We start from the raw sequence: 11,865 nt of genomic DNA, 5'->3' as shown, positions 1-11,865 counted from the left end.
GTATCGAGTAAGCTTACTTAGTATCCTTACTGAGTAAACCATAGCGCGGGAAGGCAGATCGCGGCGGGCCGAAAAGCGCGCGCATTGCCGAACTCGTCGCGGCCGCCGACTGGATCGCTCCCGGCACGCAGAGGGGATCGGCCACGTCGAGACGCTCCGGCGAGTCGCCCTTAGGGCGTGAAGTCAGGTGCGAGGGCGAGCATTCGGGTGCCCGATGAGTGACGGCTTCGGTGAAGACGTCTGGCGCAGCTATGACTTATCCGGTAAGCTTATCAAGTAAAGTTACCGAGTCTGAGCAGCGTGGCACGGGAGAGGTCCGGCCGCTGTTCGATTGGAGAGGTGATGACGTCGCCGCGTCCGGTCCACATGTCGCGTGAGCGCTACAGCCCTGGACCCGAACTTGTCGAACGTGCCCGCACGGGGCGACCGACCAGGACGGATGCCCCTTCCGGCGTATCCGCCTGGCTGGTCACCCGCCACGAGGATGTGCGCGCCGTACTCGGTGACGCCAACCGGTTCAGCAGCGCGGGTGGCGCCCGCCGTGAGGATCTCGCCTCCTCGCGAACCGATGCCGCCCCTTCCGGCGAGTCGCAGCTCATCGACGCGGCGTCGTTCATGGTCGGTCAGGACCCGCCCGAGCACACCCGCCTGCGTCGGCTGCTCACCCCGGAGTTCACGATGCGCCGCATGCGCGTGTTGGAACCTCGAGTGCGAGCCGTTGTCGACGGCGTTCTCGACGGCATGGAGGACGCCGGCGCGCCGATTGACCTCGTCACGGGCTTCGCGCTGCCCATCCCCTCCCTGGTCATCTGTGAACTCCTTGGCGTTCCCTACTCTGATCGGGAGATGTTCCAACGTCTGTCGTCGGTTCAGCTTCAGTTCTCTGCCTCACAAGACGAACGAACCGAAGCGTTCCTTGGTCTGCGTACTTACATGAGCGCTCTCGTCAACCGGCATCGCAGCGCTCCCGGGGATGATCTGATCGGCATGCTGATCCGCGAACACCACGAGGACATCACTCACGACGAGTTGGTCGGTATCGCCCTTGTGCTGCTCATCGCGGGGCATGAGACCACCGCCAACACCCTGGGCGCGGGCACCGCCCTGTTGCTCGAACACCCCGAGCAACTGGCCGCGATCCGCGACGACCATCGGCGTGTCGACGATGCCGTCGAAGAATTGCTGCGTTTCCTCGCCCCTGTGCACTCTGGTCTGCCCCGGACCGTCATGTCGGACACTGTCGTCGGCGGACAGGAGATGAAAACCGGCGATCTGGTCACTTTGTCGCTGCCCATGGCCAACCGGGACACGAATCTCGTCACCGCCCAGGACGACTTCGACATCTCGCGGAAACCGGTCCCGCACTTGGCTTTCGGACACGGCATTCACCACTGTGTCGGTGCGCCACTGGCCAGGATGGAGATCCGGATCGCGCTGCCGGCGTTGTTGCGGCGCTTCCCCGATCTCCGACTCGATCTCGACCCCGCAGAGATCCGGTTCCGTGACCTGGCAGCCGTGCACGGCGTAGCGAGCCTCCCGGTCGCCTGGTGACCCGCGTGGCCGGCTGGGATCCCGAAACGTAGGCAGGCCCGTTGCGCCGTGCCGAGGCAAGGGCGGGCAAGCGTCCCTGCTGAGTTGTTCCTGCAAGCCGTGGAGGAATTCGACCGCGAACTGATCGATGCCATGGACCGGTGGCGAGGGTGCCGCGCGTATCTTCTCGACGCCGACTCTGTCGCCGCCACCCTCCGCCTCTGACCGGATCACCAACTGCAAGGCCGTGGCCGCTCGTCGGCATGGCAGGACGTTCGTGGGCACACGAAGGTGTCGATAGGGTTGTGCGAGCACGGAATCGCAGCCGGGTCGAGGTCACGGCGTTGTCACCCCAGAGCTTTACTGTTATCTGGTCGCTGTCGATGTGGTGGCCCGGCTGACGTGACCGAATCGATCGGCCGCTTTCTCGCTGTTCTTGCGGGGTGTCAGGCGGCGGTGTAGCCGCCGTCGGCAGCGACGACAGCGCCGGTGACGAACCCGGAGCGGGGCGAGGCCAGGAAACCGATCACCTCGGCGATCTCTTCAGGCTGCGCGACGCGGCCAATGGGGTGGGCGTCGCCGAAGGAGCGCAGATACTCCCGGCTGTCGGCGCGGAAGTTGTCGAGCAGGTCGGTCTCGATCACGCCGGGAGCGACGACGTTGGCACGGATGCCGTGCGGGCCGCCCTCCAACGCGAGCACCTTGGTCAACTGCGCCAGCGCCCCCTTGGACGCGCTGTAGGCCGCGGCCTCGGCCAGGCCGACCGTGCAGGCGAACGAGCCGACGGTGACGATCACACCTCCGCCGCGTTCGCGCATCGCCCGGAACGCCTCCCGGGCATGCAGGAACGTTCCGCGGGCGTTGACCGACATCAGCTCGTCCCAGTCGGCCGCGGTGGTCTCGGTGATCGGCTTGTTCACCGATCGACCGGCGTTGCAGACCAGGATGTCGATGCCCCCGAACCGGTCGATCGCCGTGGCCACCGACCGGACCGCGATGTCCTCTTTGGACACATCGCCCACCAGGGTGGACACCCGGTCGAATCGGGTGGTGAGATCTTCCACCTCGGGGCGGAGGTCCGTGGCCAGCACCCGCGCGCCGCGGGCGTGCAGCCAGGCGACCGTGGCCGCGCCGACCCCACGGGCTGCCCCGGTGACCAGCGCGACTTTGCCCTCCAGCTCACGACTCTCCGGCTCGCGGTCGCCCATGTCGATATCGCTTGTCATACCGACAAGCGTCGGCGACGGAGCCAAGCAATGGCAGGACGTGTGATGACTGGGTGTGCGGCACCCTCCCTGTCCGGCCGACACACCCCAGCGCGGCGACCGCTGGGGCTCGGTCTCGAAGTCGTTGCCGGCCCGTCGGAACGCGCACAGGTTTCCTTGCCGAACACGCAACGCGGGGTGTTGCCACCGCCTAGGATCTGCCTGGCGTAGCCGGAGGTCCGGCGGAGAGTTTGTGGAAGGCAGGCATGGAGTCCCTCAGTTACACGATCATCGAAACCATCCCGCGAGTCTTGCTGCTCGTGGTGGGTCTGCTCGGCCTGATCTTTTCGATCAAGAGTCGCGCCAGGGGAGTCTCCGGCCTGCTGGTGGGGGCTTTCGCGATCATGATCGTCACCACCCTGGCGAGCATCATCTGGCAGTTCGTGGTGTCGAACCTTTCGTCGTGGGCCGACGGCCTGAGCGCCAGTGAGATCCGCATGATCTTCATGGTGGTCGGCATCCCGCTCGAAGTCGGCTCGGTGCTGTCCTGGCTCCTGGTCGCGATCGGGGTCGTCAAGAGTGGCCGTTCGCTTCGGCAACCCGCCCCCGCGCCGTACCCGGGACCGGCCGGCTACCCGATGGCCGGGCAGCCGGGTTTCCCGGCTCCGCAGCCCGGAAACGTCCCGCCTGCTCAGCAGCCGCCGAGCTAGCGGGCACAGGTGATCAGCGGGGTGCGCCGAACCAGCGGCCGAGCGCCGCTTCGAGGTCGTCCGGGTCGCCGGCCCAGCACACGTAGCCGTCCGGGCGGATGAGCATGGGCTCGGTGTCGGCGCCCTGACCCGCGCGGTCCACCCGGTCCGACCAGAGATCGGCGACCTTGGCGAACCGGTCGGCCGGGTCGAGCAGGACGCCGCGCCCGGACCGCAGCAGTTCATGCGATCGGACCGGGCCGAGAGCCAGATCCGGCGCGGAACGGCCGACGAGCGGGTGGGTCCCGGAACCCGGCATCTCGTAGCGGATGGCCATCCCGGACAGCAGGTCGCCGAGGTGACGCTGAACCTCCGGAAGTCGTGTCATGGTGGCGAAAAGCTCCTTGGCCGCCAGCACTTCCGGAGCACGTGTGCCCACCCAGTCCATCAACAGGCTTTGCGCCTGGACGTTGCGAAGCACGGCGGCTCCGACCGGATGCCGTTCCGCGTGATACGTGTCCAACAGGTCCTCCGGGGCCCAGCCGCGCACGACGCCGCCGAGCTTCCACCCGAGGTTGAGCGCGTCCTGGATCCCGGTGTTCATGCCCTGCGCACCGAGCGGAAGGTGGATGTGCGCGGCGTCGCCCGCCAGGAGCACCCTCCCGTGCCGATAGTGCTCGACCTGCCGGGCGGCGTTGGTGAGGCGGCGGGCGTAGCGCAGCTCGAGCAGTTCGATTCGCGACCCGAACACCCGGCGCAGGCCGTCGCGGATCTCTTCCTCGGTGATCGGGGTCTCCCGGGGCACTGAACGGCCCGGCCCGCCGACGACGAGCCTGCGCATCTCCCTGCCCTGCGAGTCGGTCCCGAGCGGGAACAGGGCCACCCAGTCCCCGTCGTCGTTCCAGGTGTGCGACGCCACCTGATCGGCACCACTCAACCGGACGTCGGCGGAGAGCACGGTCGCGGTGCCCGCCTGACCGGGAAACCCGGCCCGCAGCAGGGAGCGCACCGTGCTGTGGGCGCCGTCGGCGGCTACGAGATAACGGCAGCGGAGGCTGGTGCTGTCCGCGAAGGTCGCGCTGACGCCGTCCTCGTCCTGGTCGAGGACGGTCAGTTCGTGGTCACGGCGGATGTGGATGCCTTGCGTGGCAAGGTGTTGCTCAAGGAATCCCTCGATGGCCACCTGCGGCACCGAACGCCACGGCAGGCGGTGCCGAGAGTATTCGGGCGAGAGCGGGATACCGGCGAAGTGGCCGCTGCTTGTCGGGTAATTTCCTGTGCCCAGCAAGGACTCCATCAGGCCGCGCTGGTCGAAGGCCTCCAGTGTGCGTGACTGCACACCGCCTGCTTTCGACAGCTCGCTGCGCCGCGACAGCCTGTCGGCCACCACCGTCGAAACCCCCGCGAGACGCAGTTCGTTGGCCAGTGTCATCCCGGTCGGGCCGGCTCCGACGACGAGCACCTCGGTGTCCATGGATTCTCCCTCTTGTCGTGTCGATCAGGACGAGAGCAACGTTCGTCCGCCCTGCCCGGACCGGGCCAGAAACGGGCGTAACTGTGCTGATATCCGACACTCGCTAGGCTCTGAGTCGTGGAATCCGACTACGACGAGCTGGATCGGCGGCTCGTGCACGCCCTGCAGATCAACGGCAGGGCCGCGTTCAGCACGATCGCCGACGTTCTCGGCGTGTCGGATCGCACCATCGCCCGCAGGTACGCCCGATTACGGTCGACAGGCGCGGTCCGGGTGCTCGGCGGAGTCGACCCGACGGCGCTGGGCGCGGAGCTGTGGTTCCTGCGGGTGCGCTGTGCGCCCACCGCGTCGAGCGCGGTCGCCGAGGCGCTGGCCGGACGTCCGGACACCTCCTGGGTGAGCCTCACCTCGGGCGGCACCGAGATCACCTGCACGGTCCGCACGGAAAACGAGGCCGACAGCGAGACGCTTCTCCTGGCCAAGCTCCCGCGCACCCCGCGTGTGGAAGGGGTGACCGCGCACTCCGTCCTGCACGCGTTCTACGGCGGCGCGGACAGTTTCGTCGCCAAGATCGGCTCGCTCGACGAGGAGGCGATCGCACGACTGCGCCCGCCTCCCGTGCCGTACCGGCCGGGGCCGGTGCGGCTGGACGACGGCGACCGGAAGCTCCTGGCCACACTCGCCACCGACGGCCGGGCCGAACTCTCCCAGCTGGCGACGGTGACCGGCTGGTCGCCGACGACCGTCCGGCGACGGATGATCGAACTGCGCGAACGCGGGGTGCTGTACCTCGACATCGACGTCGACGGAACCCTGTTCGACGTCACCACGCGGACCGTGCTCTGGCTTTCGGTCGCCCCCGCTTACCTCGAGGAAGCCGGTACCGCGCTGGCCGGGCATCCCGAAATCGCGTTCGCCGCGGCCACGACCGGGCCGACCAACCTGTGCGCGACCGCGGTGTGCGCGAACCAACGGGAGCTGTACCGGTACCTGACCACGCGGGTGGCCGCACTGCCCGCCATCACCCACATCGAGACGGCGCCGGTGATCAAGACGGTCAAACGCGCCGCGAACCGGGCGCGCTGACCCTCAGTTCTTCCCGCTCAGGTAAGCCAGCACCGCCAGAACCCGCCGATGTCCGCTGTCCTCCGGCAACCCGAGCTTCGCGAAGATGTTCCGGATGTGCTTGTGCACCGCGCCGTCGCTCACCACCAACAGTTCCGCGATGGTCGCGTTGTTGTAGCCCTCCGCCATCAGCCCGAGCACCTCGCGTTCCCGCGCTGTCAGCCCTTCGAGCGGATCGGTCGCCCGGCGGTGCGCCATCAGCTGGGTGATCACCTCGGGGTCCATCGCCGTCCCGCCCTTGACGACCCTGTCCAGCGCGTCGAGGAACTTCTCGACCTTCCCGACCCGCTCCTTGAGCAGATACCCGACGGCGCCCTTGCCGTCGGCCAGGAGTTCCGCCGCGTAGCCGGTTTCGACATGGGCCGACAGCACGAGCACGGGCAGGCCGGGGTGCATCTTCCGGGCCTTGACGGCGGCGCGCAGACCCTCGTCGGTGTGGGTCGGCGGCAGCCGGACGTCGGTGATGACCGCGTCGGGCCGGTCTTCGGCGACCAGTTCGAGGAACGCCTCCACGTCGTCCACCGCCGCGACGACGTCGATGCCCGACGTGTTCAACAACAGCACCAGGCCTTCGCGCAGCAGCGCGTCGTCCTCGACGATCACGACCCGCATGGCAACTCCACTTTCACTACGGTCGGCCCGCCCTGGGGGCTGGACAGTTTCAAGGTCCCGTCGAACGCCTCGGCGCGTTTGCGGATCCCGGACAGGCCGCTGCCGCCGGTTTCGTCGGCGCCGCCGTGGCCGTCGTCACGGATTTCGATGAGGAGGGCGTCCGCGGCGCCGTCGAGCGTGACCCAGGCGTGCTCGGCGCCGGAGTGCTTGGTGATGTTGGTCAGCATCTCGGCGACGACGAAGTAGGCGGCCGCCTCGACGGCTGCGGGACGGCGGCTGTCGCTGCGAATGTCCACAGTGCACGGAACCGGGCAGCGATCGGCCAGCGCGGTGACGGCGCCGTCGAGGCCGCGGTCGGTCAGCAGCGGCGGGTAGATGCTGCGCACGACGGTCCTCAGTTCGGCCAGCGCGCCGGTCGCGGTGTCCTGAGCCTTGCCCAGCAACTCCCGGGCCTTTTCCGGATTCTTCTCGAAGATCGAGTCGGCGATCCCGAGCTGCAGCACCACCGCGGCGATCCTGGCCTGAGTTCCGTCGTGCAGATCCCGTTCGAGGCGCCGGAGTTCGGCGCCGTGCGCCTCCAGCGCGGCGGCACGGGACGCGGCCAGTTCGACGACGCGATCGGTCAGCACGACACCGGGCGCGGGGGAGAGCAGCTTGCGCGCGACGGAAGCCTGCCACCGCGCCACTCTGGGGAACAGCAGCGCGATCGCGATCAAGCCGACGCCGCTGATCAGGCTGAGCCCCGCCAGCGGCCAGGACGTCACCACGAATCCGAGCGAGCTTTCCACCCCGCCGGGCACCGTCTGCCAGACGAAGGCCGTGACGACCTGCCGGAGGCCGCCGAGCGGGAGCGCGATGGCGAAGATCCCGATGACGAATCCGGTGGCGCCGTGGAAGAGAAGCCAGCCCAGGTCCCGCCGCGAGGCCGGGTCGGTCACCGGGTTCCCGGAGCGGTACGGCTCGGGGATCGGCTCGCCGAGCAGACGGGCGGCCCGGCGGCGTTCGAAGTCGACCGGACGGCGGATCAGCTTGAGCGCGACGGGCAACGCCGGGATCCCGACGCCGAACGGGCACATCAGCAGCACGAACAGCATGCCGACGAGAACGAACCAGGAGAGCATCGAAGAGGCCGCGCCGACCGCCAGGTACCGGATCGCGGACCAACAGGACCGGAGCCGGGTGATCACGTCACCAGTCTTGCATCCGGTCGACGGCGGCGTCGTCACAGGTACTGCTCGTGTCAGGACTGCGAGCACCCGCGTGGTGGTTCACTTCGCGTCGTCCTCCTCGACACGCCTGGAAACCCCGGAGAAGTGGCGGAGGGCCGCCATCGCTTGGTAGCGAGGCTCCACCGCCTTGGTGTCTTTCGTCATTCGCTGGCGCAGAGAGCGCAAGAGCGCTCGACCCTCTTCGTTCTGGATCTCCTCGCCGGCGAGCAGCACGACGGGCCCCCAGTCTTGGTCGTACCAGGAGGGGGTGTTCAGAGTGGGGATGTCGACCAGCAGCTGGGGGAAGGCGGCGATTGCGGGGATGAAATCGTCGAAGGCCACCATGCCCAGGCCGGCCGATTCGTGTGCTTGCAAGACCAGCTGGTGGACAACCTCGTACTCTAGCTCTCCGAGCCATGTCTGCAAGAAGCGGACCACGGCGTAGTAAAAGTCTGCCGCGCGCAGACCCTCCGGCTCGAGCTGATTGTTTCTCAGGAGATCCAGGAGGACCTGGGAGTCGGGCACCTGCGCGTCGTGAAGGTAATTGGCCACCGTCGAGAGGAGAAATCCGGTGGCCTGGATTGTTTTGGGCAGGCGCAACTCGTGGACGTACCACCCTTCCAGTGCCAATCCGTTCGAGTGAGTTCTCAAACCGTCGATATCGTTCGTCATGACGTAGTAGGCCAGTTCGGTGGCCCAGCTCGGCAGCATGGGCACGCGCTTGATCGGCGTGCCGCCGATGCCGAAGTCGATCACCTCGACCAGAGAGCGCCAACTCGGCGCGGGCAAGCCCGCCCGCCACAGGCGCACCATCGCGATCCGCTCGGCGTCGTCGACGAAGGGAGTGCCGTCGTCGACCAATGCCAGGAGCAGCACCACGTTAGCCGAGTAGGCGGCCATCTCCCGGAGTTGGTCGACCGGGATGGGCCGATAGTCCGCGAAACCCGTCCCGCCCCGCCGATCACGGTACTCGCCGGCGAGGTGGGCCAGTGCTCGGACACAGTCGAGGCGTTCCTCCGCGGGAAGCTTCCGCAGGAGAGTGGTGAGGAAACTGACAGTGGTCCCCCTGATGGCGAGGGTTTGGTGGCTGAGCAACGCGAAGAACAGGTCGTCGTCGTACTGTCTGCGCGGCGACGTCGACCTTCGGGTGCGTGCCACCTCACGCAGCACGCGGATCGTGTGATGGGCGACCAGGTACTCGCCGAAAGTGGCGTGAAGGAATTCATAGGCACGCCGGACGTCCTGATCGCGGTGCCCGTCCGCCTCGTCGGTGTGGATGAAGAAGAAGCGCCCGATGATCCGCTGACCGAGCCGATGCGGCTCCAGGTCGGAGGAGATTTGGGTGAGGACAGCGATATCGGAGCCGAGATCATGGTCGCGGACACTCTGACGGTCTCGGTTGAACATCGCGAACGCGGCGACGCCCAGCCGCCACATCTCTTCGTCGATCGCGTCCTGAGTGACCTCCGGCAGAGCCTTGGCGAGTTCGCGGCGCACGAAGCTGGTGAGGATCCGCTCGTAGAACACCTCCCTGGACGTGCCCGCCTCCAACGGTTCGGCTTTCGGATCCGCGGAGTAGAGGGCCAGCATGAGCAGCAACAACGGCTGGGCGGTCAAGTCGCTCAGATCGGTGGCCACGTCGGGTTTCAGTTCGCCCATCCGGCCGGACGTGATGGCGGGCAGGTTCTGACCGCGCCAGATCTCCAGCCAGGAGATCATCTGCTCGTCGGAGAAATCCTCGAGCTTCACCACGGTGGTCCTGGGAGCGATGCGCACTCGGTCGGCGACCACGGTCCGTGAAGTCACGACCACCACCACCGGATAGCCCAGGTCGGCTTCGGTCGCCTGGAATTCCGCGACCTGTTCGAGGTAGTCCTTGCGTTCGGCGGTCGAGGCCTGCAACAGCTCGTCGAGGCCGTCGAGGATGACGACGCGCGTTCGCTCCGGCGCCTCGTCCACCAGGTCGCCCCATTTGACGCGATCGTTGATGAGGAGGTCCAGCGCCTCCTGGATCTGGGCGGTGACCCGGGCGTCGGCGTTGACGTGCCTCAGCTCCACCCGGACGACGATGAAGTCCTCAGCGGGCAGGCGGGCCGCGAGCACCTTGCTGAACAGGGATTTCCCCGCCCCAGGGTGGCCGAGCAGCAGCAAGGGGTTCTCGACGCTGCGTGGTGAGCACAGGTACGACCCCAGGAACCGGTCGAGATCGTCACGAACGGGCAGGCTCTCCCAGTGATAGCCGTCCGTGTGGGCTTCGCCGGTCGCGATGGCGCTGCGGAAGCGCGGAACCTGGTAGATGCGCCACACCGCGGGCAACGTGACCTGGTTGGCCACGCCGACGCCGTCGGGAGTGATCGGCTTCGCCAGCACGGCCTGATTGGTCTTCGCCAGGAGCTTCGCCCTCGGCGTGGGTGCGTCGTCATGCTCGATACCGCGCGCCAGCAGGATCTCGTTGAGTCGGTCCAACGCCCGCGACTGGGCGTCGACGGCGGCGAGCACAGCCTGACCGGTGTCCCGGAGCTCGGCCAAACCTCCCAGGTGGGCCCACAACGAGAACTCGGGCACGTCAGCGGCCAAGTCGGCGAAGTAGGCCCGGTATCGGAAGATCGCTTTGTCCTTCAGCTCGGCGAGGCCCGACTCTTCCAGGCCGATCACGGCGCCGAGATGGACATAGGTGTGGCTCAGTTGAGGGACACTCAGGAGACAACCGGCCCACTCCTCCTGGAGTCCCAGCCCGAAATGGAACGCCGGTCCCAGCGCGCTCAAACGATCTTTGGGGACCTTGACGCCGCGCTCACGCACGACGTCGATGAAAGCGGACACCACGATCGTCGTGTGGGCGGCGTCGATGAGCTCGTAGCGCTCCTTACCCTTGGCCTTCCCCAGGCGACGGACGCCCGCGTGCACCAGTTTGCGGATCAGGCCTGAGGCTTCGTTCTTCTGGTCCACCAGGTTGAACGCCCAGGCCACCGGTGTCACGACGCTGCCCAGGATGAAGCCGCCGAGAACCGTGTCCAGCGCGTTGAGGAGAGAGTCTGAGCCATGTCCGAGGATCTTCAGCGCGCCCCGGTAGGTGTACGGCGGATCTTTCGCCACGACTGTCCTTTTGTCGGATTCGAGCTTCGCTCAACGAGGGCGATCACTCTAGACCGCGCCTCCGGGCCCGAACCATGGTGGTGCCAGCGCTACCACGAGTCTTCCCTCACGCGGGATCGATCCGGGGCCTCCGCGACCGTAGGTTTCATCGAGAGAGATCACCACCGCATAAGGGGAAACGATGAATGCAGGGGGCACGTGCGCCTTGGCACTGGAATCCGTGAGCAAGGTCTACGGATCCGGTGACGGCGCGGTCACGGCTTTGAACGGGGTGACCGTCGGGGTGCGCAAGGGCACGTTCACCGCGGTGATGGGACCGTCGGGATCGGGCAAGAGCACCTTCTTGCACTGCGCGGCGGGGCTGGACAAGCCGAGCTCGGGACGGGTTCTGCTGGGGGACACGGAGCTCAGCGGGCTGCGTGAGAAAGCGCTCACCGAGCTGCGGAGGACCCGGATCGGGTTCGTCTTCCAGGCCTACAACCTGTTGCCGTCGCTGAATGTGCTGCAGAACATCACGCTGCCGACACGGCTGGCCGGGACGAAGCCGGATCCGCAGTGGCTGCGCGAGATCGTCGAGGGGGTCGGGATCGCGAAGCGACTCGAACACCGCCCGTCGGAACTCTCCGGCGGCCAGCAGCAGCGCGTCGCGATCGCCCGCGCGCTGGTCACCCGGCCGGAGGTCGTCCTCGCCGACGAACCGACCGGGGCGCTGGACACGCGCACCGCGCGCCAGGTCCTCGATCTGCTCCGCTCCATTGTGGACGAAATGGGCCAGACTGTGTTGATGGTCACCCATGACCCGGTCGCGGCGTCGGCCGCGCACGGTGTGCTGTTCCTCGCCGACGGCAAGCTGGCGGGGCATCTCCCGCAGCCGACGCCGGAACGCGTCGCCGAGCGCATGACCCACCTCGGGGAGTGGTGACGTC

At 67.5% G+C, this 11,865-nt stretch carries 10 protein-coding genes; 5 read left to right on the top strand and 5 right to left on the bottom strand.

What is annotated here, in order from left to right; genetic code table 11:
* The first annotated feature begins 342 nt into the window (after window positions 1-342).
* Together B0293_RS35445 and B0293_RS44940 are read left to right on the top strand one after the other, a co-directional pair.
* The gene (locus tag B0293_RS35445) at window positions 343-1,551 is read left to right on the top strand and encodes a cytochrome P450 (RefSeq protein ID WP_039918957.1); all 1,209 of its coding nucleotides are present in this window, start codon (window positions 343-345) and stop codon (window positions 1,549-1,551) included.
* Between the two features lie 18 nt (window positions 1,552-1,569).
* The gene (locus tag B0293_RS44940) at window positions 1,570-1,755 is read left to right on the top strand and encodes a DUF5984 family protein (protein WP_407640117.1); all 186 of its coding nucleotides are present in this window, start codon (window positions 1,570-1,572) and stop codon (window positions 1,753-1,755) included.
* Window positions 1,756-1,976: 221 nt separating this feature from the next.
* Here B0293_RS44940 and B0293_RS35440 read toward each other — a convergent pair whose 3' ends face one another.
* On the bottom strand, window positions 1,977-2,756 hold the full coding sequence (locus B0293_RS35440; protein WP_143254715.1) for an SDR family NAD(P)-dependent oxidoreductase: 780 nt from the start codon (window positions 2,754-2,756) through the stop codon (window positions 1,977-1,979).
* A 245-nt stretch (window positions 2,757-3,001) separates the two neighbouring features.
* On the opposite strand from B0293_RS35440, the gene B0293_RS35435 reads away from it, so the two are divergent.
* On the top strand, window positions 3,002-3,445 hold the full coding sequence (locus B0293_RS35435) for a hypothetical protein (protein ID WP_005161351.1): 444 nt from the start codon (window positions 3,002-3,004) through the stop codon (window positions 3,443-3,445).
* A 13-nt stretch (window positions 3,446-3,458) separates the two neighbouring features.
* On the opposite strand, the gene B0293_RS35430 is transcribed toward B0293_RS35435, so the two are convergent.
* Window positions 3,459-4,898: an FAD-dependent monooxygenase gene (locus B0293_RS35430; RefSeq protein WP_005161354.1), complete on the bottom strand. Its 1,440-nt coding sequence runs from the start codon at window positions 4,896-4,898 to the stop codon at window positions 3,459-3,461.
* Window positions 4,899-5,015: 117 nt separating this feature from the next.
* Between B0293_RS35430 and B0293_RS35425 the strand changes: the two genes are divergently transcribed.
* Window positions 5,016-5,984, top strand: coding sequence for an Lrp/AsnC family transcriptional regulator (locus B0293_RS35425; protein WP_005161357.1), 969 nt, complete (start codon window positions 5,016-5,018; stop codon window positions 5,982-5,984).
* A 3-nt stretch (window positions 5,985-5,987) separates the two neighbouring features.
* Here B0293_RS35425 and B0293_RS35420 read toward each other — a convergent pair whose 3' ends face one another.
* The 3 genes from B0293_RS35420 to B0293_RS35410 form a co-directional block, all read right to left on the bottom strand.
* Window positions 5,988-6,635: a response regulator gene (locus tag B0293_RS35420; RefSeq protein ID WP_005161359.1), complete on the bottom strand. Its 648-nt coding sequence runs from the start codon at window positions 6,633-6,635 to the stop codon at window positions 5,988-5,990.
* Window positions 6,623-7,822 (bottom strand): sensor histidine kinase, encoded by a 1,200-nt coding sequence (locus B0293_RS35415; RefSeq protein ID WP_039918997.1) that lies wholly within the window; start codon window positions 7,820-7,822, stop codon window positions 6,623-6,625. Before B0293_RS35415 ends, B0293_RS35420 begins: the two co-directional genes overlap by 13 nt.
* Window positions 7,823-7,903: 81 nt before the next feature.
* Window positions 7,904-10,939 carry an NACHT domain-containing protein gene (locus B0293_RS35410; RefSeq protein WP_005161365.1) on the bottom strand — a complete coding sequence of 1,012 codons (3,036 nt, stop codon included), beginning with the start codon at window positions 10,937-10,939 and terminating at the stop codon, window positions 7,904-7,906.
* A 181-nt stretch (window positions 10,940-11,120) separates the two neighbouring features.
* Here B0293_RS35410 and B0293_RS35405 point away from each other — a divergent pair, with 181 nt between their 5' ends.
* The gene (locus B0293_RS35405; protein WP_039918958.1) at window positions 11,121-11,861 is read left to right on the top strand and encodes an ABC transporter ATP-binding protein; all 741 of its coding nucleotides are present in this window, start codon (window positions 11,121-11,123) and stop codon (window positions 11,859-11,861) included.
* Window positions 11,862-11,865: the final 4 nt, after the last annotated feature.

The organism is Amycolatopsis azurea DSM 43854 (assembly GCF_001995215.1).
Classification (GTDB): Bacteria; Actinomycetota; Actinomycetes; order Mycobacteriales; family Pseudonocardiaceae; genus Amycolatopsis; species Amycolatopsis azurea.
The sequence above is the reverse complement of the archived record's forward strand: the minus strand, read 5'-3'. Positions and strand labels throughout refer to the sequence as shown.